At 61.8% G+C, this 25,708-nt stretch carries 28 protein-coding genes; 26 read left to right on the forward strand and 2 right to left on the reverse strand.

What is annotated here, in order from left to right:
• Window positions 1-499 precede the first annotated feature (499 nt).
• The 4 genes from M0D67_RS18245 to M0D67_RS18260 are packed head-to-tail and all read left to right on the forward strand — an operon-like array spanning window position 500 to window position 3,625.
• Window positions 500-1,534 carry an RluA family pseudouridine synthase gene (locus tag M0D67_RS18245; RefSeq protein WP_171925412.1) on the forward strand — a complete coding sequence of 345 codons (1,035 nt, stop codon included), beginning with the start codon at window positions 500-502 and terminating at the stop codon, window positions 1,532-1,534.
• Window positions 1,527-2,186 (forward strand): HAD-IIIA family hydrolase, encoded by a 660-nt coding sequence (locus tag M0D67_RS18250; protein WP_154560640.1) that lies wholly within the window; start codon window positions 1,527-1,529, stop codon window positions 2,184-2,186. The genes M0D67_RS18245 and M0D67_RS18250 overlap by 8 nt, the downstream gene beginning before the upstream one ends.
• An 8-nt stretch (window positions 2,187-2,194) precedes the next feature.
• On the forward strand, window positions 2,195-2,587 hold the full coding sequence (locus tag M0D67_RS18255) for a Rieske 2Fe-2S domain-containing protein (protein WP_154560670.1): 393 nt from the start codon (window positions 2,195-2,197) through the stop codon (window positions 2,585-2,587).
• Between the two features lie 33 nt (window positions 2,588-2,620).
• Complete coding sequence (locus tag M0D67_RS18260) at window positions 2,621-3,625, forward strand: S49 family peptidase (protein ID WP_154560641.1); 1,005 nt, start codon at window positions 2,621-2,623, stop codon at window positions 3,623-3,625.
• A gap of 117 nt (window positions 3,626-3,742) precedes the next feature.
• On the opposite strand, the gene M0D67_RS18265 is transcribed toward M0D67_RS18260, so the two are convergent.
• Both M0D67_RS18265 and M0D67_RS18270 read right to left on the reverse strand, forming a co-directional pair.
• On the reverse strand, window positions 3,743-4,462 hold the full coding sequence (locus tag M0D67_RS18265; protein WP_154560642.1) for an SAM-dependent methyltransferase: 720 nt from the start codon (window positions 4,460-4,462) through the stop codon (window positions 3,743-3,745).
• Window positions 4,459-5,076 (reverse strand): Maf-like protein, encoded by a 618-nt coding sequence (locus M0D67_RS18270; RefSeq protein ID WP_266239339.1) that lies wholly within the window; start codon window positions 5,074-5,076, stop codon window positions 4,459-4,461. Before M0D67_RS18270 ends, M0D67_RS18265 begins: the two co-directional genes overlap by 4 nt.
• A 256-nt stretch (window positions 5,077-5,332) precedes the next feature.
• Between M0D67_RS18270 and M0D67_RS18275 the strand changes: the two genes are divergently transcribed.
• The 22 genes from M0D67_RS18275 to nagZ all read left to right on the forward strand — a co-directional run bounded on the left by M0D67_RS18275 (window position 5,333) and on the right by nagZ (window position 25,706).
• Window positions 5,333-5,977: a DUF177 domain-containing protein gene (locus M0D67_RS18275; RefSeq protein ID WP_154560644.1), complete on the forward strand. Its 645-nt coding sequence runs from the start codon at window positions 5,333-5,335 to the stop codon at window positions 5,975-5,977.
• Window positions 5,978-6,078: 101 nt separating this feature from the next.
• Window positions 6,079-6,258: a 50S ribosomal protein L32 gene (gene rpmF / locus M0D67_RS18280; RefSeq protein ID WP_006051932.1), complete on the forward strand. Its 180-nt coding sequence runs from the start codon at window positions 6,079-6,081 to the stop codon at window positions 6,256-6,258.
• A 172-nt stretch (window positions 6,259-6,430) separates the two neighbouring features.
• Complete coding sequence (gene plsX, locus M0D67_RS18285; protein WP_097390021.1) at window positions 6,431-7,537, forward strand: phosphate acyltransferase PlsX; 1,107 nt, start codon at window positions 6,431-6,433, stop codon at window positions 7,535-7,537.
• A complete protein-coding gene (locus M0D67_RS18290; protein ID WP_266239340.1) occupies window positions 7,537-8,526 on the forward strand; it encodes a beta-ketoacyl-ACP synthase III in 990 nt (329 codons plus the stop codon). Before plsX ends, M0D67_RS18290 begins: the two co-directional genes overlap by 1 nt.
• 111 nt (window positions 8,527-8,637) lie before the next feature.
• Complete coding sequence (gene fabD / locus M0D67_RS18295) at window positions 8,638-9,573, forward strand: ACP S-malonyltransferase (protein WP_154560646.1); 936 nt, start codon at window positions 8,638-8,640, stop codon at window positions 9,571-9,573.
• 84 nt (window positions 9,574-9,657) lie between these two features.
• A complete protein-coding gene (fabG, locus tag M0D67_RS18300; RefSeq protein ID WP_154560647.1) occupies window positions 9,658-10,407 on the forward strand; it encodes a 3-oxoacyl-ACP reductase FabG in 750 nt (249 codons plus the stop codon).
• Window positions 10,408-10,558: 151 nt separating this feature from the next.
• Window positions 10,559-10,798, forward strand: coding sequence for an acyl carrier protein (acpP, locus tag M0D67_RS18305; RefSeq protein ID WP_004197638.1), 240 nt, complete (start codon window positions 10,559-10,561; stop codon window positions 10,796-10,798).
• Window positions 10,799-11,127: 329 nt separating this feature from the next.
• Window positions 11,128-12,366: a beta-ketoacyl-ACP synthase II gene (fabF, locus tag M0D67_RS18310; protein WP_093640472.1), complete on the forward strand. Its 1,239-nt coding sequence runs from the start codon at window positions 11,128-11,130 to the stop codon at window positions 12,364-12,366.
• Between the two features lie 212 nt (window positions 12,367-12,578).
• The gene (locus M0D67_RS18315; RefSeq protein ID WP_266239341.1) at window positions 12,579-12,869 is read left to right on the forward strand and encodes a hypothetical protein; all 291 of its coding nucleotides are present in this window, start codon (window positions 12,579-12,581) and stop codon (window positions 12,867-12,869) included.
• Between the two features lie 100 nt (window positions 12,870-12,969).
• The gene (gene rpoE, locus M0D67_RS18320; RefSeq protein WP_006051939.1) at window positions 12,970-13,569 is read left to right on the forward strand and encodes an RNA polymerase sigma factor RpoE; all 600 of its coding nucleotides are present in this window, start codon (window positions 12,970-12,972) and stop codon (window positions 13,567-13,569) included.
• A gap of 82 nt (window positions 13,570-13,651) precedes the next feature.
• Window positions 13,652-14,278, forward strand: a complete 627-nt coding sequence (locus M0D67_RS18325) for a sigma-E factor negative regulatory protein (RefSeq protein ID WP_154560648.1) — start codon at window positions 13,652-13,654, stop codon at window positions 14,276-14,278.
• 4 nt (window positions 14,279-14,282) lie between these two features.
• Window positions 14,283-15,326, forward strand: coding sequence for a MucB/RseB C-terminal domain-containing protein (locus tag M0D67_RS18330; protein ID WP_154560649.1), 1,044 nt, complete (start codon window positions 14,283-14,285; stop codon window positions 15,324-15,326).
• Between the two features lie 37 nt (window positions 15,327-15,363).
• Complete coding sequence (locus tag M0D67_RS18335) at window positions 15,364-16,878, forward strand: DegQ family serine endoprotease (RefSeq protein WP_154560650.1); 1,515 nt, start codon at window positions 15,364-15,366, stop codon at window positions 16,876-16,878.
• Window positions 16,875-17,150, forward strand: a complete 276-nt coding sequence (locus M0D67_RS18340; protein WP_154560651.1) for a glutaredoxin family protein — start codon at window positions 16,875-16,877, stop codon at window positions 17,148-17,150. Before M0D67_RS18335 ends, M0D67_RS18340 begins: the two co-directional genes overlap by 4 nt.
• A gap of 193 nt (window positions 17,151-17,343) precedes the next feature.
• Window positions 17,344-19,137 (forward strand): translation elongation factor 4, encoded by a 1,794-nt coding sequence (lepA, locus tag M0D67_RS18345; RefSeq protein WP_154560652.1) that lies wholly within the window; start codon window positions 17,344-17,346, stop codon window positions 19,135-19,137.
• An 18-nt stretch (window positions 19,138-19,155) separates the two neighbouring features.
• On the forward strand, window positions 19,156-20,049 hold the full coding sequence (lepB, locus tag M0D67_RS18350; RefSeq protein WP_154560653.1) for a signal peptidase I: 894 nt from the start codon (window positions 19,156-19,158) through the stop codon (window positions 20,047-20,049).
• Between the two features lie 175 nt (window positions 20,050-20,224).
• Window positions 20,225-21,514 (forward strand): ribonuclease III, encoded by a 1,290-nt coding sequence (gene rnc / locus M0D67_RS18355; RefSeq protein ID WP_266239342.1) that lies wholly within the window; start codon window positions 20,225-20,227, stop codon window positions 21,512-21,514.
• 55 nt (window positions 21,515-21,569) lie between these two features.
• Complete coding sequence (era, locus tag M0D67_RS18360; protein ID WP_154560655.1) at window positions 21,570-22,469, forward strand: GTPase Era; 900 nt, start codon at window positions 21,570-21,572, stop codon at window positions 22,467-22,469.
• Entirely contained in the window at window positions 22,456-23,388 is a 933-nt protein-coding gene (gene recO, locus M0D67_RS18365) for a DNA repair protein RecO (RefSeq protein WP_171925355.1), read from the forward strand. The genes era and recO overlap by 14 nt, the downstream gene beginning before the upstream one ends.
• Entirely contained in the window at window positions 23,385-24,149 is a 765-nt protein-coding gene (gene pdxJ, locus M0D67_RS18370; protein WP_171925354.1) for a pyridoxine 5'-phosphate synthase, read from the forward strand. The genes recO and pdxJ overlap by 4 nt, the downstream gene beginning before the upstream one ends.
• Before the next feature lie 16 nt (window positions 24,150-24,165).
• Entirely contained in the window at window positions 24,166-24,609 is a 444-nt protein-coding gene (gene acpS, locus M0D67_RS18375; protein WP_171925353.1) for a holo-ACP synthase, read from the forward strand.
• Window positions 24,610-24,677: 68 nt separating this feature from the next.
• Window positions 24,678-25,706, forward strand: coding sequence for a beta-N-acetylhexosaminidase (gene nagZ, locus M0D67_RS18380; RefSeq protein WP_154560659.1), 1,029 nt, complete (start codon window positions 24,678-24,680; stop codon window positions 25,704-25,706).
• Window positions 25,707-25,708: the final 2 nt, after the last annotated feature.

Raw genomic sequence — 25,708 nt, forward strand, 5'->3', positions numbered from 1 at the left:
GCAGACCTTCATAAGCCTTTCGTCCACTCGCGCCGGTGCGCCAACTGGGCGCGTGACCGGAGGGCCGGAGGCTGCGGTCATGCCGCAGCGGGAAGTTCGCGCAGTCGGCGCGTCTTTTCTCGCTGGGGGTGTCTCGCCTCATTTTGACGTCGCCATGTCTTGTATTTTCTACAAGACGCCTCGGGCGCACGCCGTATTTTCGCAACTCGCAGCTTCCTACAGCAAGGCGTCAGACCGCCCGATACCGAAGCTGAAAGTTAAATTCTTTTTTACCAAAATTCCGTTACCGTCGAAGCCGACCTTGACCGAACGCGCCTGTGGGCGCCGTCCCTGCCGGGCACTGACTTCGTGCGTGCAACATGTTGCATCTCATTTTCAGGGTGAGCAACCAGACCCCGGCGCAAGTAAAATAACGGTTTATCGCTTGCGCCTGCGCAATCCGCCCGAATTCCGGACACTGCGCCGGCCGCCGCAGACTGCTGGGCAAATTATATTCATAATGAAAGAGTTAGGCAAAATATCCCAGAAATCGGTCGCAAGCGACCAGGTCTCGATGATCGAGATCGACGACAGTGCGGCCGGACAGCGCATTGATAACTTCCTTTTGCGCGTCTGTAAGGGCGTGCCAAAAAGCCATATTTACCGCATCCTGCGTAGCGGCGAGGTGCGTGTGAATAAGGGTCGGATAGACGCGCAGTACCGCCTCGAACTGGGCGATCTGGTGCGCGTGCCGCCCATCCGCGTCGCTCAACCGAACGAGGCGATCGCCCAGGCGCCGGTGCCGAGCGCCGATTTCAAAATTATTTTTGAAGACGAGCATATGCTCGTGATCGACAAACCGGCCGGTGTGGCGGTTCACGGTGGGAGCGGCGTCGCGTTCGGCGTGATCGAACAGATGCGCGAAGCCCGGCCCCAGGCGAAATTCCTCGAATTGGTGCATCGGCTGGACCGTGAAACGTCCGGCATCCTGATGCTCGCCAAAAAGCGCTCCGCGCTCGTCAATCTGCACGAGCAGATTCGCGAGAACAAGATGGATAAGCGCTACTATGCGTGCGTCCACGGCGAATGGGCGAGTGACTGGGGCCGCCGCCGCGCGGTCAAGGAGCCGCTGCATAAGTATTTGACTGCGGACGGCGAGAGGCGCGTGCGCGTCCAGGCCGACGGCCTCGCGTCGCACACGGTTTTCAATCTGATTGACCGCTGGCCGGAGTACGCGCTGCTCGAGGCGGAACTGAAGACCGGCCGCACGCATCAGATTCGCGTCCATTTGCAGCATCTGGAACTGCCGATCGTCGGCGATGCCAAATACGGCGACTTCGCGCTGAACAAGGCGCTGGCCCGCGCCAATGCGAAGCCTGGCCTGAAACGCATGTTCCTGCACGCATACCGCCTTAAGCTGACGCATCCGGCAACCGGCGCGCCCGTGCAGTTCGAGGCGCCGCTGCCGGCCGAATGCCGCAGTTTCGTGGCGCAGCTCAATGAATTACGTGAATTACGAAATGGGTCAAACCCGGAGACGACACCGCATGGCTAGAGAGCAATTTGATCTGATCGTCTTCGACTGGGACGGAACGCTGATGGATTCGACCGCGCACATCACGCGCAGCATCCAGTCGGCATGCCGCGATCTCGGTCTGCCGGTTCCCGCCGATGAGGCCGCCAGCTACGTGATCGGCCTCGGCCTGCGCGACGCGCTGCAAATCGCCGCGCCTACGCTCGCTCCGTCCGACTACCCGCGTCTGGCGGAGCGCTATCGCTTCCACTATTTAGTGAAGGACCAGACCACCGAGCTGTTCGTCGGCGTGCGCGAGATGCTGCAGGAATTGCGCGATCAGGGTTATCTGCTGGCGGTGGCGACCGGCAAGAGCCGCGTCGGGCTGAACCGCGCGCTCGACCAGTCGCGTCTGACGAGCCTGTTCGACGGCACCCGTTGTGCGGACGAAACCTTCTCGAAGCCGCATCCCGCGATGCTGCACGAGCTTACGCGTGAACTGGGGCAGGATCCGGCGCGCACGGTGATGGTGGGGGATACGACGCACGATCTGCAAATGGCGATCAATGCGGGCGTCGCGGGCATTGGTGTCACATACGGCGCGCATCCTGCCGGCTCGTTGACGGCTTTGTCGCCGAAATTCGTCGCCTCCAGCGTGACCGACCTGTCCGGCTGGCTGCGAGAGAACGCGTGAGTACGGGTATGACCGAGACGGCGACGGAAGCGGTTCGCATTTGCGCGTCCGAAGAACTGGTCGATGGCGGCGCCGGCGTGCGGCGCGCGGCCAGGCTCGGCGGTGGCGACGTCGTGATATTTTTTGTTCGCTATGATGGCCGTGCATACGGCTATTTGAATCGCTGCGCGCACGTGCCGATGGAACTCGACTGGGCCGAAGGGCAGTTCTTCGAATCGTCCGGTTTATACTTGATGTGCGCCACACATGGCGCGATTTACGCGCCAGATACGGGCAAATGCGTCGGCGGCCCGTGCCGAGGCGGCCGGTTGCGTCCCGTCCAGGTTGACGAGCGGGACACACCTGAAGGCCGTGCCGTGTTCTGGCTGCCGGACGGTGAACTGCGTCCGGCCACGCCCTGATTTTTCTCCTCTTCGACCTTTCCACTGCACCGCATGTCCGACAATTTGACTCCCGAACCGAAGGAACCGTCCCTGACAGGCCGTCCCCGCACGCCTGCCGATGAGCCGGGGTGGGAGCGCGCCGCGCTCGAGCGCATCGCGCTTGCGGCAATCACCGAGCAGCGCGCGGCACGCCGCTGGAAGATTTTCTTCCGATTTGTGTTCCTGATCGTCCTGCTGCTGGCGGTATGGGGCGCGTTCGAATTCTCGGGCGACAAGGTGACGGCCACAGGCCGGCATACGGCCATGATCACGCTTGACGGCGAAATCTCTGCTGATACGAACGCGAACGCGGAAGATGTCAACACTGCGCTTGAAAGTGCGTTCGGCGACGCCGGTACGGCAGGCGTGATCCTGCGCTGTAACAGCCCGGGCGGCAGCCCGGTGCAGGCCGGCATTATCTACAACGAGATCCGCCGGCTACGCGCCAAGTATCCGTCGATCCCGTTGTATGTCGTGGTCGGCGACATGTGCGCATCGGGTGGCTATTACGCGGCCGCGGCGGCGGACAAGATTTACGTGGACAAGGCGAGCATCGTTGGTTCGATTGGCGTGCTGATGGATAGCTTCGGCTTCACGGGCTTGATGGATAAGCTGGGGATCCAGCGCCGCCTGCACACTTCGGGTGAGAACAAGGGCTTTTTCGACCCGTTCTCGCCGGAAACCCCGAAGATGGACGAACATGCGCAGGACATGCTCGATCAGATCCACGCGCAGTTCATCGACGCCGTGCGTGAAGGTCGCGGCAAGCGCCTGCACGAAACGCCGGACATGTTCTCGGGCCTTTTCTGGACGGGGCAGAAGAGCGTCGAACTGGGGCTTGCAGATGGTTTCGGCGACGCGGACTACGTCGCGCGCGACCTTTTCAAGGCGCCGGATATCGTCGACTACACGGTCAAGGAGAGCATTACGGACCGCGTAGCGCGCAAGTTCGGTGCGGCAGTCGGCAGTGGCGCCGTTCATGCGATGGCGCTTGGCGGGAAGATGAATTTGCGGTGATCTAATGCGGAAAAAGCCCCGTGCGGTTGAGTGTCGACCGCGCGGGGCTTTTTTGTTTTTGCCGCTAGTTAAACCGCGACCGATCGGCAAGCTGATCTGCTTGAGCCGCAGCAGCGGTCAGACGGCGAGGATCAGGAAAATTGCCGGCCGCTTGTGGAGATCGAGAGCCGGTTTCTTTTTCCAGTCGGCCACAGTGCGGCTGGCGATGGTTTCCGTTTCCAGCGTCAGATCGACGGCGACGCAGACCAACGTGGACGGCGCGCACGTCGCCAGCAACGTGTCGAGCAGTGGCTTATTCCGATAGGGCGTCTCGATAAAGATCTGCGTTTGTTTGGCTTTGCGCGACTGCTGTTCCAGGTCGCGCAGGCGCTTGGCCCGTTCGGTGGCGTCGACCGGCAGATAGCCGTGGAACGCAAAACTCTGGCCATTCAGACCGGAAGCCATCAACGCCAGCAGAATCGAACTCGGTCCGACAAACGGCACGACCTTCACGCCGCGCTCATGCGCACGGCGCACCAGCAGGGCGCCCGGATCGGCGACCGCCGGACAGCCGGCTTCGGACACGAGACCCGCATCCGTCCCCGCAAGCAAAGGCGCGAGCAGTTTGTCGATCTCGCCGGCCGGCGTGTTGACGTTCAGTTCGCGAATCTCGATTTCCTGGATCGGCTTTTCGGTGCCGACTTTTTTCAGGAAGGCGCGAGTGGTTTTCGCGTTTTCGCCGATGTAATAGCTGAGCGACGCCGCGCGGGCGCGCACCGGCGCGGGCAGGACGGCGTCGAGCGCGTCGGCATCGCCTTCGCCTAGTGTGTTCGGGATCAGATATAAGGTGCCGCTCATTGCGCCCCCAGGAGTGGATAGCCCACTGCGAGCAGCATGCGCGACAGTGCGATCAGCGGCAGTCCGACCAGTGCGGTCGGGTCGTCCGAGTGAATTGCTTCGAGCACGGCGATGCCGAGGCCCTCGGATTTGGCGCTGCCCGCCACGTCGTAGGGCGTTTCGGCACGCAGATAGGCGTCCAGCGCGGCGTCCGGCAGGTCGCGGAATTGCACGCGAGTGATGACGTCGACGGCTTGTGCCGCCCCCGAACGGCTGTCGAACAGGCACAGCGCACTATGAAACAGCACTTCGCGGCCGCGCATTGCCTGCAGTTGGGCGAGTGCCTTGTCGTGCGTGCCGGGCTTGCCGATCTGCAGGCCGTTGTAGGTGGCGACCTGATCCGAGCCGATGACGAGTGCGGCTTCACCGGCGCCGAGGTTGTTTGCCACCGCACGGGCTTTTGCCTCGGCGAGGCGCAGGGCCGTCACTTCGGGCGTTTCGCCGGTGAGCGGCGTTTCGTCGATCGCCGGCACGACGACTTCGAACGGAATCCGCAGGCGCTCAAGCAGCTCGCGGCGATAGGGTGAACTCGACGCCAGGATCAGGCGTGGCGGGCGATTGAGGGAATCTGGCATGTGCAACCAACGGCTAGAGAGGCGGGTCGTACGGGGTTGTGCGGGTAGCGCACGTGTACGGGCTTAAGTGTTTGACTCGAAAAGACAAAACGGATATGATTTCGGGCTTTTCATCGGTATGCTATTGCACAGGCGGGCCGCTGCTTAGGTAACGCGCTTGGGCATACTGAGCAACGCCGGGCAGCGCATGAGTTCCGCGGACTGCTTTGCAAACCGATTTACCCCCGGCGAAATCCTTGCCGACGCAGGAGCGCACATGACTCAACATCCTGGCAACCCTGCTGGTCTGTCCGACCCGCACGATATCGATCTGTTCGAATTTGCGCGGAGTGGGCGTCAGGCCGCGGGTGTCGTGCGCGTCTCGCAACTGCCGCGCATGTTAAACGAAGTCCCGGTTGAAGCGCCAGACCGCGATACCGCGTTCACCTGGCAAGCCGAAGGGGCGACGCAGCCGGAATTGCAGGACGACGGCACCGAGGGTCCGCAGCCTTATCTGAGGCTGGCGATTCACGGTGCTGCATGGCTCGAATGTCAGCGGTGCATGACACCGTATCTGCAGGCGTTCAATGTCGATGCAACTTACCGGATCGTCAGCACTGAGGCGGAAGCCGAAGAGTTTCCGCTCGATGAGGATGAAGTCGAAGTGATCGTGGGCTCGCGCCAGTTCGATCTCATCGACTTGATCGAAGAAGAGTTGCTGCTTTCCTTGCCGCTCGTGCCCAAGCACGAGGTGTGTCCCGAAGTGCACGAGAGCCTCGTCTCTGGTGTGGCTGGAGCAGAAGGCGAGGGCGACGAGGCTGCGCCGGACGAAGCTGGTGAGGGCGGTGAGCCCGAACGGCCTAATCCGTTTGCGGCGCTCGAAAGTCTCAAGCGCGGTGAGCCGGGCGACAAGAAGCACTGAACAGTTGCATGGGAGCGCGAAGCGGGCGCATTGGCCATTCGGTCAATGGCGGACACCGGGTCGGGCTGTGTTAGAATTCGGAAAATTTTTAGGAGTTAGTCATGGCAGTTCAACAAAATAAGAAGTCGCCGTCGAAGCGCGGCATGCACCGTTCGCACGATTTCCTGACGGCAGCGCCGCTGGCCGTGGAACCGAGCACGGGCGAAGTGCATCTGCGTCACCACGTTAGCCCGAACGGCTACTATCGCGGCAAGAAAGTCGTCAAGACGAAGAACGACTAATCGTTTCACTGCGTTGCGCCCCTTGGCGTTTCGCGTGGCGATCGGCTCGCTTGACATTTTCCCGGCTCGGCAAAAAGGCGGCATTCATCTGCCGCTTTTTTGTGTCGATCGCAGTTGGCGCTGTAGCGCTTACTGTGGTCCCATGCAGGGCGCCTGAAATTCGTCGCACTCCATGACAGTAAAGCTCACGATAGATTGCATGGGAGGCGACCACGGCCCGTCCGTGACCGTTCCCGCAGCCGTCAACTTCGTTCGTTCGCATCCCGATGCTGAGCTGCTGCTCGTCGGCATTGAAAGTGCGATTCGTGCGCAGCTAAAGAAGTTGAAGGCTCAAGACCTGCCGGCGCTGACCGTCGTACCTGCTTCCGAAATCGTCGCCATGGACGATCCGGTCGAAGTCGCGCTGCGCAAGAAAAAAGACTCATCCATGCGCGTAGCGCTGAATCGCGTCAAGGAAGGCGAGGCGCAAGCCTGCATTTCCGCCGGCAATACCGGCGCGCTGATGGCGGTCTCGCGCTATGTGCTGAAAACGCTGTCGGGCATCGAGCGCCCGGCCATTGCGTCAGCACTGCCCAATCCCAATGGCTACACGATGATGCTCGACCTGGGCGCCAACGTCGATTGCGAGCCGCAGCATCTGCTGCAGTTCGCGGAGATGGGGCACGCGCTCGTGTCCGCGCTCGAAGGCAAGGAGCGGCCCACCATCGGCCTGCTCAACATCGGCGAAGAAGTCATCAAGGGCAACGACACCATCAAACGTGCCGGCGAACTGCTGCGCGCGAGTACACTTAACTTTCACGGTAACGTTGAAGGCAACGACATCTTCAAGGGCACGGTCGACGTGATCGTCTGCGACGGTTTTGTCGGCAATGTCGCGCTGAAGACGTCGGAAGGCCTCGCGCAGATGCTCTCCAACATCATCAAGGAAGAGTTCGGCCGCTCGTGGCTCACCAAGGTGATGGCGGTGCTCGCCTTGCCGGTATTGATGCGTTTCAAGAAACGCGTCGATCATCGGCAATACAACGGCGCCGCGTTGCTGGGCCTGCGTGGGCTGGTGATCAAAAGCCACGGTTCGGCGGATGCCTACGCGTTTGAGTGGGCTATCAAACGCGGGTATGATGCCGTCAAAAACGGCGTGCTGGAACGCCTTGCGCGAGCAATGGAAGAGAATGCAGGTTCTCTCGAACAGGCAGCGCGCGATGCAAGCGGTGCGGGTCACGCAAGCCCGATCGCAGGCCAGCCAGCCGAGCCCTACGCTGCGCAATCCTCGAAGGCATAATGGCTCAATCGACAATTTATTCCCGCGTGCTGGGCACCGGCAGCTACCTGCCGCCCGGGCGCGTCACCAATCAGGATCTGGCCGAACGTCTCGCCAAGCAAGGTGTCGAGACGAGCGACGAGTGGATCGTTGCCCGCACGGGCATCCATGCACGCCACTTCGCCGAACCCGATGTCACCACCAGCGATCTGGCGCTCTTCGCCTCGCAGCGCGCGATCGAAGCGGCCGATATCGATCCGCAATCCATCGATCTGATCATCGTTGCAACCTCCACGCCTGACTTCGTGTTTCCGAGTACGGCGTGCCTGTTGCAGAACAAGCTCGGCATCAAGAACCACGGCGCGGCATTCGACGTGCAGGCCGTTTGTTCCGGCTTTGCTTACGCGGTGGCAATGGCGGATAGCCTGATTCGCGGCGGCCAGCATCGCACGGCGCTCGTAATCGGCGCGGAAACCTTCTCGCGCATTCTCGATTTCAAGGATCGCACCACCTGCGTGCTGTTCGGTGACGGCGCCGGCGCGGTGATCCTGCAGGCGTCCGAAGAACCGGGCGTGCTGGCGAGCGCTTTGCATGCCGACGGCAGCCATTCGAACATTCTCTGCACGCCGGGCAATGTGAACGGCGGCGTGATCGAGGGCAGCGCGTTCCTGCATATGGACGGCCAGGCTGTGTTCAAGCTCGCGGTCAATGTGCTCGAAAAGGTTGCAGTCGAGGCACTCGCAAAAGCGAATCTGTCGGCCGAGCAGATCGACTGGCTGATTCCGCATCAGGCCAATATCCGCATCATGCAAAGCACCTGCCGCAAGCTTGGCTTGCCGCAGGAACGCATGGTCGTCACGGTGGGCGAGCACGGCAATACGTCGGCTGCGTCCATTCCGCTCGCATTCGACGTCGCGGCGCGCGACGGCCGCATCAAGCGCGGCCAGAACGTGCTGATCGAAGGCGTTGGCGGCGGCTTCACCTGGGGCGCGTCGGTTATCCGCTACTGATAGCGGCGACGTTATGGCGAGCGCTCCTTGCGGCGCTCGGCTACGCTTGAGCGCGCTTGCCATCAACCGGGCGCGCCACCCACATCTGACAACACCGATTTTGGGGACGATATGAAATTTGCGTTCGTTTTTCCTGGGCAAGGTTCGCAGTCGGTCGGCATGCTCAACGCATTCGCTGATCACGCGGTCGTGCGTGAGACGGTTCAGGAAGCGTCCGACGCGCTCAATCAGGACCTCGGCAAGCTGATCGCCGAAGGCCCCGCCGAAGATCTGAACCTCACCACCAATACCCAGCCGGTCATGCTGACCGCCGCGTACGCGATTTATCGCGCGTGGCAGCAGGCGGGCGGCCCGAAGCCGGCTATCGTCGCCGGCCATAGCCTCGGCGAATACACCGCGCTGGTCGCGGCGGGCGCGATCGCGTTTCGCGATGCTGTGCCGCTCGTGCGGTTTCGCGCGCAGGCTATGCAAACGGCCGTGCCGGTCGGCGTTGGCGGCATGGCCGCGATTCTCGGCCTCGATGACGACACAGTCCGCGCGGTTTGCACCGAAGCGTCGGTCGCGGGTGTCGTCGAAGCAGTGAATTTCAACGCGCCGGCGCAAGTCGTGATCGCCGGTCACAAGGCCGCTGTCGAAAAGGCCTGCGAAGTCGCGAAGGCGAAGGGCGCAAAGCGCGCGTTGCCGCTGCCGGTGTCTGCGCCGTTCCACTCGTCGCTGCTCAAGCCCGCGTCGGATCAATTGCGCGAGTATCTGGCCAGCGTCGACGTGCAGGTGCCGTCGATTCCGGTGATCAACAATGTCGACGTCGCCGTAGTCAACGAGCCGGCAAAGATCAAGGACGCACTGGTGCGTCAGGCAGCAGGCCCGGTGCGTTGGGTCGAAAGCGTGCAGGCAATGGCGGCGCAAGGCGTCACGCATGTGATCGAATGCGGCCCCGGCAAGGTCCTCGCGGGCTTGACGAAGCGTATCGACGGCAATCTGGTCGGCGCCTCGGTGTTCGACCCGGCTTCGCTCGAAGAAACGCTCAAGCTGGTGACGGCAGGCTGAACGCCGCTTCATAGGGCGCAAGCAAGGCGCCAGGCTCGACATCAAGAATCAATCAGCCCTCCGAAAGGGCATCCGGACTGACAGATGGAAAAGACTCTCGACAAGCAGATCGCAATCGTGACGGGCGCGTCGCGCGGCATTGGCCGTGCAATCGCGATGGAACTGGCGCGCCAGGGCGCGACAGTGATCGGCACGGCAACCAGCGAAAGCGGCGCGGCAGCGATCAGCGAAGCCTTTAACGCGGCTGGCTTGAGCGGCCGCGGCGCGGTGCTCAACGTGAACGACGCCGCCGCAGCCGAAGCGCTGATCGACGGCACCGTGAAGGAATTCGGCGCGCTGCACGTGCTGGTGAACAACGCCGGCATCACGCAGGATCAGCTCGCCATGCGCATGAAGGACGACGACTGGGATGCGGTGATCGACACCAATCTCAAGTCGGTCTTCCGCCTGTCGCGCGCAGTGCTGCGTCCGATGATGAAGGCCAAGGGCGGCCGCATCATCAACATCACGTCGGTGGTCGGCTCGGCAGGCAACCCCGGGCAGGTCAACTATGCAGCCGCGAAAGCGGGCGTAGCAGGCATGACGCGCGCACTGGCACGCGAGATCGGCAGCCGCGGCATCACGGTGAATTGCGTCGCGCCGGGCTTCATTGACACCGACATGACCAAGACCCTGCCGGAAGAGCAGCAAACCGCGCTGAAGACGCAGATTCCGCTCGGCCGCCTTGGCAGCCCGGACGATATCGCGCATGCCGTGGCGTTCCTCGCGTCGCCGCAAGCGGGCTATATCACCGGCACGACATTGCATGTGAACGGCGGAATGTACATGTCGTAACCAAATTCGGTTACTATCCGCGCCTTGATGCGTTTGCAAAAGCGTAAGGCGCATGCCTTGACAGGAACCCGATGCGCCGCTTTTTTGCCGGGTCAAACCTGATAAAATGCGCGCACCTGTATTTTTGAACTTCTTTTCCCTTGGAGGGGTAATGGACAATATCGAACAGCGCGTCAAGAAGATCGTCGCAGAACAACTGGGCGTTGCAGAAGCTGAGATCAAGAACGAAGCTTCGTTCGTGAACGACCTCGGTGCCGACTCGCTCGACACCGTTGAACTCGTGATGGCCCTCGAAGACGAATTCGGCATGGAAATTCCGGATGAAGAAGCCGAGAAGATCACTACCGTTCAGCAAGCGATCGACTACGCTCGCGCGAACGTCAAGGCCTAAAGTCATCCGCGCCTGCGTTCCTGCGTTGGCGGCGTATGACGCCCTGCCGTGTCGGTTTCCGACGCCAGCAGGGCTGGCGCTTTTTGCCGTGCAGGAGGCAGCGATGTTGACAGCGCAACTTTTCGCGCGATTGCCGACTTTCAAGAAAACGCCGGGCCGCCCTGCGTTTTCCGCCCCGAAGGAAGTCCCCTTGGGGGATTGCCCCCCTCGGGGGCACCTGGTGCGAAGCGCCAGGGGTAGGGGCGGCTAACAGCCACAGGGCACACAGGGCAGGTTCCTGTGGCCGCTGTGGCTTTTGTGCTTTTGTCATCTATGAAAAAGGGGTTACCGTGAGCCGCCGTCGTGTTGTTGTTACAGGCCTGGGGCTGATTTCGCCTGTTGGCAATAATGTTGCCGACGGCTGGGCCAATCTGGTCGCCGGCAAGTCGGGTATTGCCAATATCACGAAGTTCGATGCGTCGAACTTTTCGACTCGTTTCGCCGGCGAGGTGAAGGGCTTCAATATCGAGGACTACATCCCCGGTAAGGAAGCGCGCCACATGGATACGTTCATCCATTACGGCGTCGCGGCCGGCATCCAGGCGATGCAGGACAGCGGCCTCGAAGTCACCGACGAGAATTCGGAGCGCATCGGCGTGGTGGTCGGTTCGGGCATCGGCGGCCTGCCGATGATCGAAGCGACGCAAACCGAGCTGCTCAATCGCGGCCCGCGCCGTATTTCGCCGTTCTTTGTGCCGGCATCGATCATCAACATGATCTCCGGCCACCTGTCGATCAAGTTCGGCATCAAGGGTCCGAATCTCGCCATCGTTACCGCGTGTACGACGGGTCTGCACTGTATCGGCGAGGCTTCGCGCCTGATCGAATACGGCGACGCCGACGTGATGATCGCAGGCGGTGCCGAATCGACAGTGTCGCCGCTCGGCGTCGGCGGTTTTGCGGCGGCGCGGGCGCTGTCGCAGCGCAACGACGATCCGGCAACGGCGAGCCGTCCGTGGGACAAGGATCGCGACGGTTTCGTGCTGGGCGAAGGCGCTGGCGTGATGGTGCTCGAAGAGTACGAACACGCGAAGGCGCGCGGCGCGAAGATTTACGCCGAAATCAGCGGCTACGGGATGAGCGGCGACGCCTATCACATGACCGCTCCGCTGGAAGATGGTGACGGTGCGCGCCGCTGCATGCTGGCCGCCTTGAAGAACGCGGGCATCAATTCGGATCAGGTGAATTACCTGAACGCGCACGGCACGTCCACGCCGCTGGGCGACCTGGCTGAAACCACCGGCATCAAACGCGCTTTCGGCGACCACGCAAAAGACATGGTCGTGAATTCGACCAAGTCGATGACCGGTCACCTGTTGGGCGGCGCCGGCGGTCTGGAATCCGTGTTCACCGTGCTTGCCGTGCATCATCAGGTGTCGCCGCCGACGATCAACATCTTCAATCAGGATCCGGCCTGCGATCTCGATTACTGCGCCAACACTGCGCGGGAGATGAAGATCGACGTTGCGCTGAAGAACTCGTTCGGGTTCGGCGGCACAAACGGCACGCTGGTCTTCAAGCGCGCCTGATCGCCCGATCGTTTGGTGACACACCAGTCGAAAACGCCGGCTTGCCCGGCGGTTTCCCTCGAATCGGCAACGCCCGACGGAGCGCCGCAGCGGATTACGTTGCGGCGCTCCGTTGCCATGTGCGCCGCTTTGGGGGTGTTCGTCCTGATGGCGACTGGCGCGCTGTCTATACCTGCTTCGCGTCGCATCTGGGCGCCTGGCAGGCGGTTCCCTTGACGCTTGCCGTGTGGACGCTGCTGACGCTCTGTGCGGTAAAACATGAGCATGCGCAGCCGGTCGCGCTGAAAATCGGCCCGGACGGATTGTCCGCCTGGAACCGGGCCGGCAATTTGCTGGCGCAAGGCCGCATTGCCGGCTGTGCGCAATGGAGCGGTCGCCTGCTCGTTTTGGCGCTGGCGCCGGATCATGGACGCTCCCGCACGCTGCTTCTTGCTGCTGACGCGCTTCCTGCGTCCGTTTTCCGGGAGCTGGCCGTGCTGGGCCGGCGTGGCGCCGGTGCGTGACTGTAACGACTGTAACCGTGTTACCGGAGTAACGTGCCGCGATGATGGGGACGCTACAATGGTCCCCCGCCATGCGCCCTATAGTTAACGGATTTATCAGGTGAGCGAAAAAGAAATTGATCAGGTGCTGGTCGAGCGCGTCCAGAAGGGCGACAAGGCCGCGTTCGAGCTTCTGGTCTCCAAATACCACCGCAAGATTCTCCGGCTGATCTCCCGTCTCGTGCGGGACCCGGCCGAAGTGGAAGACGTCGCTCAGGACGCCTTTATCAAGGCGTACCGGGCGTTGCCGCAATTTCGCGGCGAATCGGCCTTTTATACGTGGTTGTACCGGATTGCGGTCAATACGGCAAAGAACTACCTTGCGACCCAAGGGCGGCGCGCACCGACTTCGACCGAAGCAGATGCTGAAGAAGCTGAAACTTTCTCGGACGCCGACCAACTAAGGGATATCAACACGCCTGAGTCGATGTTGATGAGCAAGCAGATCGCTGAGACGGTCAATGCTGCGATGGCGGTTTTACCGGAAGAGTTGCGTACCGCCATTACTCTTCGTGAAATTGAAGGTTTGAGTTACGAGGAAATCGCTGAGATGATGGGTTGCCCAATTGGCACAGTCAGATCACGAATTTTCCGCGCTCGCGAAGCCATTGCGGCAAAATTGCGTCCGTTGCTTGACACACCTGAAGGCAAGCGCTGGTAAACACCAGCCCGCCGGACGGGGCGCGGGTGCAATATCTGGATTAGTGGTGTCACTACGGGGTATTTGTAAGATGGGGAGCATCATGGGGTCGGTCTCGATGCAATCGCAAGCCAGCTCGCGCGGCGAGCGTCTGTCCGCTTTTGTCGACGGTGAGCTGTTCGGCGAAGAGCATCTGAACACGTTTGTTTCCGAACTGGACGGCGAAGATCGTGCCGCCTGGTCGTGCTATCACCTGATCGGCGACGCTCTGCGTTCCGACGATCTGGCGGTCAGCCCGGCGGCGAGCAGCGCGTTCCTGAACGGTTTTGCGGCGCGTTTCGACAATGAGCCGCACGTGCTCGCGCCTGCCGCAATGCCGGTCGCGCGCCGTTTGTTGGCGCTGCGCCGCCGCGTTGTGCCGGCCTTTGCTGTCGCCGCCGCCGCTGCCACGCTGACGTGGATCGTCGTGCCGCAACTGCAAGGCGTGCCGGGCGGCCCGGGTGTGGCGCAAGTCGCGTCGACCCAGTCGCATGGCGATTCGCTGCAACGGGTGGCCATGGCATCGGTGCCGGCCGCTACGCTCCAGCCGGTCGCGCAAGACGCCAACATCATTCGCGACGCCAGTCTCGACCAGTACCTGGAAGCTCACCAGCAATTCGCGCAACAACCGGTCATACCGGGCTCGATGCCGCTGATTCGCGCTGCCGCCGTTTCTACGCAAGGCCAATAGTTTGATGCAGACTCCGCGGTTGAATAAAACGACTATCTGGGGGCGGCTGCCGGTATTTCTGTTCTGCGCAGCCGTATTGTTGTCCGCCACGCCGCAGGTCTTTGCGCAAACCGACGATCCACTCGTCGCCCGTCGCACGGCCGCGGAGCTGCTCGATCGAATCCATCAGGCCGCCCAGCAGCAGAACTACGAGGGCGCGTTCGTCTATCAGCGCGGTAATTTCGTTCAGACGTCGCGGATCGCGCACTACGCGACCCGTACTGACGGCGAATTCGAGCAACTCGAAAGTCTCGACGGCAAGCCGCGCAAAATGCTTCGCCACAACGAAGATCTCTACACGTTCGTGCCTGAGCGGCATCTGTGCGTGGTCGAGAAGCGCCAGAACAAAGATTCGTTTCCTGCGCTGCTGGCTGTAAGCGGCGAGCAGGTGCTGTCTGTGTACGAGCCGAAGCTGCTCGGCGACGACCGCGTCGCGGGTATCGACAGCCAGGTGATCGAGCTCGACCCGAAAGACGCGTATCGCTTTGCCTACAAGCTGTGGGCCGATAAGAAGACTGGCCTGCTGCTGCGTGCGCAGACGCTTGACCCGAATGGCCAGGTGCTTGAGCAGTTGTCGTTTTCGCAGATTCGCATCGGCGTGCCGGTCGACAAGACCGCTATCGTCAACGGCATTCGTAATACAACAGGTTGGACGGTAGTGCGTCCGCCGGTCGAGCCGGTCGATATGGCTGCGCAAGGCTGGCAGATCGCACCGACGGTACCGGGCTTCCGCAAGATTCGCGAGCTTCGCCGCCCCATGGCCGCGCGTGACGCGGGCCAGCCCACCATTCCGGTTGATCAGGCTGTATTCTCCGATGGCCTTGCGGCCATTTCGGTATTCGTCGAGCCGGTCGAGAACAATACCCGCAAGGAAGGCGCGGGCAGTAGCGGCGCCACGCACGTACTGGTCAAGCGGCGCGGCGACTTCTGGATTACTCTGCTTGGTGAAGTGCCCCAGACCACATTGCAGCAATTTGCGTCTGCCATAGAATATAAAGCTCCGAAGTAATCCTCCGAATCACTCGAATCCCTCGGCTTGCTACGATATGACGACTTTCTCGGTGCGCAAATTCCTCGCGGCCGCGGTGGTAGCGGCGTGTTTGCCGCTCGTGCCGCACACGGCATCGGCCGCTCCCGCAGCCAATCTGCCCGACTTCACTGACCTCGTCGACAAGGTCGGCCCGGCAGTCGTCAATATTCGCACGACCACGCGCGTGTCGAGCAGCGGTGCCCGCGGCGGCTTGCCGCCAGGCATGGACGACGGAGACATGTCGGAGTTTTTCCGGCGCTTCTTCGGCATTCCGTTGCCGCAGTCGCCGCAATCGCCTGGTTCGCCACGCGGTGGCGATAACGGTGGGAGCGGCAGTGGCGGCAACCAGGACTCGCCGGATAACAGCGATCCCGAACAGAACAGCGGCGTCGGCTCAGGCTTCATTCTGTCGGCGGACGGCTACGTGATGACCAACGCACACGTCGTGGACGACGCGGACACCATTTACGTCACCCTCACCGACAAACGCGAGTTCAAGGCCAAACTCATTGGCGTGGACGATCGGACCGATGTTGCCGTCGTGAAGATCAGTGCGGCCAACTTGCCGACCATCACGATTGGTGACTCGAACAAGGTGCGGGTGGGCGAGTGGGTGGTCGCGATCGGTTCGCCGTTCGGTCTCGAGAACACGGTGACGGCCGGTATCGTTAGCGCCAAGGGGCGCGATACGGGCGATTATCTGCCGTTCATCCAGACCGACGTGGCCGTCAATCCAGGTAATTCGGGCGGTCCGCTGATCAATATGCAGGGCGAAGTGATCGGTATCAATTCGCAGATTTACAGCCGTACCGGCGGCTTCATGGGCATCTCGTTCGCGATTCCGATCGACGAGGCCATGCGCGTGGCCGATCAGTTGAAGGCATCGGGCAAGGTCGTGCGCGGCCGGATCGCGGTGGCGATCGGTGAAGTGACGAAAGATGTTGCCGATTCGCTCGGTCTGCCGAAGGCGCAGGGCGCGCTGGTCAGCAGCGTCGAACCGGGTGGCCCGGCAGACAAAGCCGGCGTGCAGCCGGGTGACATCATCCTGAAGTTCAATGGCCATTCGGTGGACACGGCAACGGACTTGCCGCGTATGGTTGGCGATACGAAGCCGGGCACCAAGTCGACCATCACGATCTGGCGCAAGGGTCAGACGCGCGATCTGCCGGTCACGATTACCGAGATGCAGCCGGACAAGGCCACCAAGGCGGATGATAAAAAGCCGCCGGTGCCGAAGCAGCGCGCCACGAACGTGTTGGGTCTTGCCGTTAGCGATATCCCTGCCGACCAGATGAAGGCGCTGAAGCTGCACAACGGTGTGCAGATCGACGCGGTAGACGGACCGGCCGTGCGCGTTGGATTGCAAAAGGGCGACATCGTCCTGCGTGTGGGTGATACGGATATCACGAGCGCGAAGCAGTTCGACGAGCTGACCGCGCACCTCGACTCGCAGAAGATGGTTGCGTTGCTGGTCCGTCGCGGCGAGAACACGCAGTTCGTGCCGATTCGCCCGCGCAGCGCGCAGAAATGAAGTCAACGGCGCCGCTCACGCTCTACGGGCGCGCGTGGTGCCACTTATGCGACGACATGCGCGCCGCGCTGGAGCCGTTGCTGGCCGAATTCGCTGCGCATGTCGTCGTGATCGACGTCGACACGGATTCTTTGCTGGAAGCCCGTTATAACGAGCTGGTTCCGGTTCTGGTCTGTGACGGCGTCGAACTGTGTCACTATCACCTTGACGTGGCGCGGGTTCGTGCCGCGCTTGCTGCACGCGTTGCAGTGACCCATTCGGGATCCAGTTAAGGGTTCGAAACAGGCGCGAACGTGCGCTGTTCACACCCCGTTTCACGTCTCTCATGAGCCGTCTTTTCCGCCCGAGCCTTGCAAGATGCGCCGGGCGATAGCCTTTTCGGCTAAAATAGATAGGTTTTTCACCTACTTACAAGGCGTGCTCCGCTATTGTCCGAGCGCGCCTTTTTCGCTTGATCGGTACTGAATGGATCATATTCGTAACTTTTCGATCATTGCGCACATCGACCATGGCAAGTCGACGCTCGCCGATCGCATCATCCAGATCTGCGGTGGCTTGTCCGACCGCGAGATGGAATCCCAAGTGCTCGACTCGATGGATCTCGAGCGCGAGCGCGGTATCACCATCAAGGCACAAACCGCCGCACTGACGTATAAGGCCCGTGACGGGCAGATCTACAACCTGAACATGATCGACACGCCGGGCCACGTCGACTTCTCGTACGAAGTCAGTCGCTCGCTGTCCGCATGTGAAGGCGCGTTGCTGGTCGTCGACGCAAGCCAGGGCGTGGAAGCGCAAACCGTCGCCAATTGCTACACGGCGATCGAGCTTGGCGTCGACGTCATTCCGGTGCTCAACAAGATTGACCTGCCGGCCGCGAATCCCGAGAACGCGATCGAAGAAATCGAAGACGTGATCGGTATCGACGCGACCGACGCGACACGTTGCAGCGCGAAGACCGGCCTCGGCGTGGAAGATGTGCTCGAAGCGCTGGTCGCTAAAGTGCCGCCGCCCAAGGGCGATCCGGAAGCACCGCTGCAGGCGCTGATCATCGACTCGTGGTTCGACAACTACGTTGGCGTCGTGATGCTGGTGCGTATCGTCAACGGCACGCTGCGTCCGAAAGACAAGATCCGCATGATGGCGACCGGCGCGCAGTATCCGGTCGAGCATATCGGCGTGTTCACGCCGAAGTCGAAGAACCTCGAATCGCTGTCCGCGGGGCAGGTTGGCTTCATCATCGCCGGCATCAAGGAACTGGCTGCCGCGAAAGTGGGCGACACCGTCACGCTGGTGAATCGTCCTGCTGCCGAACCGCTGCCGGGCTTCAAGGAAGTGAAGCCGCAGGTGTTCGCCGGTCTCTATCCGGTCGAAGCGAACCAGTACGACGCGCTGCGCGACTCGCTGGAAAAGCTGAAGCTGAACGACGCCTCGCTGATGTACGAGCCGGAAGTGTCGCAGGCACTCGGTTTCGGTTTCCGTTGCGGCTTCCTCGGTCTGCTGCACATGGAGATCGTGCAGGAACGTCTGGAGCGCGAGTTCGACATGGACCTGATCACCACGGCGCCGACCGTGGTGTACGAAGTTCTGCAGCGCGACGGCACGATCCTCATGGTCGAAAACCCGGCCAAGATGCCGGAGCCCTCGAAGATCGAAGAGGTGCGCGAGCCGATCGTCACCGTGAACCTGTACATGCCGCAAGACTATGTCGGCGCGGTGATCACGCTGTGCACGCAAAAGCGCGGCAACCAGATCAACATGCAGTACCACGGCCGTCAGGTGCAGTTGACCTACGAAATCCCGATGGGTGAAGTCGTGCTCGATTTCTTCGATCGTCTGAAGTCGATCTCGCGCGGCTACGCATCGATGGATTACGAGTTCAAGGAATATCGCGCGGCAGACGTTGTGAAGGTCGACATGCTGATCAACGGCGACAAGGTGGATGCCTTGTCTGTGATCGTGCACCGTTCGCAGAGCCAGTATCGCGGCCGTGAAGTCGCGGCGAAAATGCGCGAACTGATTCCGCGTCAGATGTACGACGTGGCGATTCAGGCCACCATCGGTTCGAACATTATTGCGCGCGAGAACATTAAAGCCTTGCGTAAGAACGTGCTGGCAAAATGCTACGGCGGCGACATTTCCCGTAAGAAGAAACTGCTCGAGAAACAAAAGGCAGGCAAGAAGCGAATGAAGCAGGTCGGGTCCGTCGAGATTCCGCAAGAGGCTTTCCTCGCAATTCTGCGTGTCGAAGACAAATAAGACGAACAACGGAACCCTATGAATTTTGCGCTGATTCTTTTTGTGCTCGTCATTTTGACGGGCGTCGCATGGGTCGCAGACAAACTGGTTTTCATGCCGCAACGGCGGCGCGCGGCGGAGGCCGTGGTCGCTGAGTTCGACCGCCAGCAGGCGCGCGTCGGCGAGCGTTTCGCCGACGAAAACGCGGCGCAAACGCGTGCCCGTCTGCGTGACGACAAGCTGCGTCAACCGTGGTGGCTCGAGTATTCGGCGAGCTTTTTCCCGGTGATTCTGGTGGTGTTCGTGGTGCGCTCGTTCGTGGTCGAGCCGTTCAAGATTCCGTCGGGTTCGATGGTGCCGACGTTGCTGGTGGGCGACTTCATCCTCGTCAACAAATTCGACTACGGTATCCGTCTGCCAATCACCAACACGAAGGTCACCGAAGGCCGTCCGCTCGAACGCGGCGACGTGGTGGTGTTCCGCTACCCGAAAGACGAATCGGTCGACTACATCAAGCGCGTGATCGGTCTGCCGGGCGACACCGTTGCTTATCAGGACAAGCAACTGACGATCAACGGCAAGCCCGTGCCGGAAACGCCGCTGCCTGACTACCTTGACGAAGAGCGCCTCGGCTACGCGAAGCAATTCGAAGAAAATCTCGGTGGCCGCAAGAACGCGATTCTGAACAATCCGGCCGTGCCTCCGTTCATCGTCGGCGCGGAAGATTATCCGTATCGCGATAACTGCACGTACAACGCACGCGGCGTGATCTGCAAAGTGCCGCCTGGCAATTACTTCATGATGGGCGACAACCGCGATAACAGCGCGGACAGCCGTTATTGGGGTTTCGCGCCGGATAAGAATATCGTCGGCCGCGCGTTTTTCATCTGGATGAACTTCAGCGATCTGAAACGCATCGGCTCATTCCACTGAGCACGCATGCCTTGATCGCACAACACGCCGCGCGGGTGGCCCACACGTAGGTCACATCAGTCGCGGCGTGTTATCACGCTACTTTAAGAATCCGCGGTAACGTCGCTTCACCACGCTTTTTCCGCTGGCCGTCCCGCGTTTTCGCCGGGGCAGGCGCCCGCGTTATACTCTGCCCATGCCCCTATCTCCGTTGGAAAGCCGTCTGCGCTACGAATTTCGCAATGCGGAATTGTTGCGCCAGGCTTTAACGCACCGCAGTCATAGCTCCACGCACAACGAACGGCTCGAGTTTCTCGGCGATTCCGTTCTAAATTGCGCGGTGGCTGCGCTTTTGTTCCAACGTTTCGGCAAATTGGACGAAGGCGACCTGTCGCGCGTCCGTGCCAATCTGGTCAAACAGCAGTCGCTTTACGAAATCGCTCAGGCCCTCAATATCTCGGAAGGCCTGCGTCTCGGTGAGGGCGAACTGCGCAGCGGTGGCTTCCGCCGTCCGTCGATCCTGGCTGACACGCTCGAAGCCGTGCTGGGCGCGGTGTTCCTCGACGGCGGGTTCGATGCCGCCCAGACGGTCATCAAGCGCCTTTACGTGCCGATTCTCGATCACATCGACCCGCGCACGCTCGGCAAGGACGCCAAGACGCTGCTGCAGGAGTATCTGCAGGGCCACAAGATCGCGTTGCCTACTTACACGGTCGTCGCGACGCATGGTGCGGCGCACAATCAACAGTTTGAAGTCGAATGCACGGTGCCGAAGCTGGACGTCAAGGTGTCCGGCTCCGGCGCAAGCCGCCGTGCGGCAGAGCAGGCCGCGGCCAAGAAGGCGCTCGACGAAGTCATGGCCGCCGCGCCCGCCGTGGTCGCCAAGCCAAAGCGTTCAAAGGGCGCCCGTGCGGCGAAGAATGCCGAGCAGGAGATCGTGCCCGGCGTGACCGGTGTACAGGCCGCGCTCGACTTGCGCAGTCCGGATCGTAAGAGTGAGCGCGGGGCCGGGCGGGGTGACACACGTGCCGTGCCGGCAGCGGAGTCCGCAGCCGAACGGCCGACCCTGACGGCGACGTCCGCGCCGCTGGCTGTGATTCGCGCCGCGCACGTGGAGTACAGCGGACAGGACAAGTCAGAGCGCGCTGAGAGGTCCGACAGGTCTGCTGACAAAGTAGCGACGGATAAGCCGGCCGACAAGCTGGACGCCAAATCTGCTGAGATCAAATCGGAAGCCGCGAAGCCCGCGGACCCAAAACCGGTAGAAGCGAAGCCCGTAGACGCGAAGGCTGCTGAAGCAAAGCCCGCTGAAGCAAAGCCCGCCGAAGCCAAGCCAGAAGCCGCCGTCCGCAGCGCCGACAAACATCGCAGCCGTGAAGCCACACCCGGCGCAGCCGTGCCCGCGCCTGGCGTGCCGGCACCTATCGAACACGAACCCGGCGTAGCCGACGCGGTGCAAACCCGCGTCGCCGATGCGGGCCATTGATTGCCATCGGCGCGCCATTCCTCGCGCGTCGATCTGAACCTGCCGTAGCCCGAATATGAACGCTCCCACTCCCACTGGTTTTCGCTGCGGCATGGTCGCGATCGTCGGCCGCCCGAACGTCGGCAAGTCCACGCTGATGAATGCGCTGGTCGGCCAGAAAGTCAGTATCACGTCGCGCAAGGCGCAGACCACGCGCCACCGCATCACCGGCATTCATACGTTTGAAGACGCACAGTACATCTTCGTCGATACGCCGGGTTTCCAGACCAAACACAGCGGCGCGCTGAACCGTTCGCTCAACCGCGCGGTCACATCCACGCTGAGTTCGGTGGACGCGATTCTGTTCGTGATCGAAGCCGGCCGCTTCGGCCCGGATGACCAGAAGGTGCTCGACCTGATTCCGCCGTCGGTACCCACGCTGCTGATCGCGAACAAACTCGATCGCGTGTCGGATAAGGACTCGCTGTATCCGTTCATGCAGCAGGTGAGTGCGCTGCGTCAGTTCAACGAGATCGTGCCGCTGTCGGCGAAAAATCCGGACGACATCAAGCGTTTGCTGGCGACGATCAAGCCGTTCCTGCCGGAAGGCGCACCGATCTACGGTGAAGACGATCTGACCGATCGTAGCGAGCGCTTTCTTGCCGCCGAAATCCTGCGCGAAAAAGTGTTCCGCTGGACCGGCGACGAACTGCCGTACACGAGCACCGTGCTGATCGACAAGTTCGAAACCGAAGGGCGTCTGCGCCGCATTTTCGCGACCATCCTCGTGGAGCGCGATACGCAAAAAGCGATGATCATCGGCCAGAAGGGCGCCAAGCTGAAGCAGATCAGCACCGAAGCGCGCCTTGACATGGAGAAACTGTTCGACGGCCCTGTGTATCTGGAAACCTTCATCAAGGTGAAGAGCGGCTGGGCCGATAACGAAGCCGGACTCCGTGCGTATGGGTACGAATGACGCGTGGATGACACTGAATTCCGACGCTGACCCGGACGACTCGGCGCCGGCCGCGCCGGCACGCGAGCCGTCCAAACCGGCTCGCAGTACCAAAAAATCCTCATCGAGTGCCAAAGGCGCTCAGGGTGCTCAAAGCGGTGCTCAAGGCGCCGAAGGCGAGCCGCGCAAAGCGCCGGCGCGCCGCGCGCCTCGCACCTCCGCGTCCGATTACCGGATCGCTGAGCAACCCGCTTTTGTCCTGCACAGTTATCCGTATCGTGAGACCAGCCTGATCATCGACGTGCTGTCGCGCGATCACGGCCGCCTTGCGCTCGTCGCAAAGGGCGCGAAGCGTCCGCACTCCGCTTTGCGCGGCGTGCTGCAGACGTTCCAGCCGCTCGCCTTGTCGTGGACCGGCAAGTCCGAAGTGCGCACGCTAACCGGCGCAGAGTGGGTTGGCGGCATGCTGCCTTTGGCGGGCGACGCGCTGCTCTGCGGTTTCTATGTCAACGAACTGCTGGTCAAGTTCTGCGCACGCGAAGACCCGCATCCGCAACTGTTCCATCACTACGTCGTCACGATGACGCGCCTCGCGCATGACGAGCCGCCCGTGCAGGTGCTGCGTTCGTTCGAACGCGTGCTGCTGCGCGAAACCGGCTATGCGATGGCGCTCGATCGCACCGTTGCGCGCAAAGCGGTGCAGGCCGAAGGCCGCTACGTGTTCGACCCGGAGCGCGGCGTGCGCGAAGCGTCCGACGATCTACCCGCGCAATGGCCGGTGATCGCCGGACAGACCTTGCTCGATATGGAAAAGGACGATTACCATCGAGCGCAGACGGTGGCGCAAAGCAAAACGCTGATGCGCTTTCTGCTCAACACCTACCTTGGCGGCACGCCGCTCGCGACGCGCCAGATACTGATCGACTTGCAGAACTTATGAGCTTCTTTCTTACGTCGCCGAATGTGATTGACCTGGGCGTGAACATCGATCACGTCGCCACGCTGCGCAACGCGCGCGGCACGTCTTACCCCGATCCGATCCGCGCCGCGTTGATGGCCGAAGAGGCGGGCGCCGATGTGATCACGCTGCATCTGCGTGAAGACCGCCGCCATATCGTCGACGCCGACGTGCGCAAGCTGCGGCCGCTCCTGAAAACGCGCATGAATCTGGAATGCGCGGTCACGCAGGAGATGCTCGACATCGCCTGTGAAGTGCAGCCGCACGATGTCTGCCTCGTGCCGGAAAAGCGTCAGGAACTGACGACTGAAGGCGGCCTCGACGTCGCCGGCCAGTTCGAAGCCGTGCGCGCCGCATGCAAGCAACTTGCCGAAGCGAACTCGCGCGTGTCGCTCTTCATCGATCCGGACGAAACGCAAATCCGCGCCGCGCACGAAGCCGGCGCACCGGTGATCGAGCTGCACACGGGCCGCTATGCCGAGGCACACGATCCCGCCGAACAGCAGCGCGAATATGAGCGCGTGGTGCGTGCCGTCGAATTCGGCGCGACGTTCGGCATCAAGGTCAATGCGGGTCACGGCCTGCACTACACCAACGTTCAGCAGATCGCCGCGATCGAAGGCATCGTCGAGCTCAATATCGGCCACGCGATCGTCGCACACGCGATCTTCGCCGGCTGGGAAAACGCCGTGCGCGAGATGAAGGCGATCATGGTCGCCGCCCGTCTCGGCGCAAGCGCTTAACGCCGCGGCGCCGAACATGACGATCTACGGCATCGGCACGGATATCGTTCAGGTCAGCCGCGTGGCCGCGGTGATGACACGCACCAACGGCCGCTTCGCCGAGAAGGTGCTCGGCCCGGACGAGCTGCGCGTTTATCACGCGCGCCACGCGCGTTCGGCGGCGCGTGGGATCGCATTTCTCGCCACACGGTTCTCGGCCAAAGAAGCATTCTCGAAAGCGATCGGCCTCGGCATGCGCTGGCCGATGACCTGGCGCGCGCTGCAAACGCTCAACAAGCCGAGCGGCGAGCCGATGGTGGTTGCATCAGGTGAGCTGGCCGAATGGCTCGACGCGCGCGGCATTACAGCACGTGTGACGGTCAGCGACGAACGCGATTACGCCGTGTCGTTCGTGATTGCCGAAACAGGGGAGGTGGCGCGAGGGCCGGACTCTCCGCACGCACCCGCCAGCGACGAATAAAAATATTCTGAACGCGGCGCACGTCGGCCGTGTCTCTCTTTGCTTCAAGCTTTTTCTAGCGGAATTCGATGAAACTCACTCCCGGACCGGTAATGCTCGACGTGGTCGGCACAACGCTGAACCACGACGACAAACGCCGCCTTGCCCATCCGATGACCGGCGGCGTGATCCTGTTCACCCGGCATTACGAGAGCCGCGCACAATTGATCGCGCTGACCGATTCGATCCGCGCGATTCGCGACGATCTGCTGATTGCCGTCGACCACGAAGGCGGCCGCGTGCAGCGCTTTCGCACCGACGGCTTCACGGTGCTGCCGGCGATGGGCAAGCTCGGCACGCTGTGGGACAGCGACGTGCTGCACGCCACGAAGGTGACGACTGCGGTCGGCTACATCCTCGCGTCTGAGTTGCGCGCGTGCGGCATCGATATGAGTTTTACGCCGGTACTCGATCTGAACTACGGTCAGTCGCAGGTGATCGGCGATCGCTCGTTCCATCGCGATCCGCGCGTCGTGACCTTGCTGGCGAAGAGCCTCAGTCACGGCCTTGCGTTGGCCGGCATGAGCAATTGCGGCAAACATTTTCCAGGACACGGCTTCGCGCACGCGGACTCGCACGTCGCGATGCCGGTCGACGAACGTTCGCTCGATGAGATCCTGCGCGAGGACGCGGCGCCGTACGACTGGCTCGATGTGTCGCTCGGGGCCGTGCTGCCCGCCCATGTGGTTTATCCGCAGGTCGACTCGAAGCCGGCGGGTTTTTCGCGTGTCTGGCTGCAGGACATCCTGCGCAAAAAATTGCGTTTTGAAGGCGCGGTCTTCAGCGACGATCTTTCGATGGAAGCCGCGCGCCAGGGCGGCACGCTGACGGAAGGCGCGGCCGCCGCGCTGCAGGCCGGCTGCGACATGGTGCTGATCTGCAATCAGCCGGACGAAGCGGAGAAGGTGCTGGACGCGCTGCACTTCACACCGTCGAAGGAGTCGCAGCAGCGGCTCAAGCGCATGCGGCCGCGCGGCAAGGCGCTCAAGTGGAGCAAGCTGGTCGCCGAGCCACAGTATCTGCAAGCGCAAACTTTATTGCGCAGTGCATTTGCGTGAGA

It is taken from the genome of Paraburkholderia sp. SECH4 (assembly GCF_030511745.1).
GTDB classification, from domain to species: Bacteria; Pseudomonadota; Gammaproteobacteria; order Burkholderiales; family Burkholderiaceae; genus Paraburkholderia; species Paraburkholderia madseniana.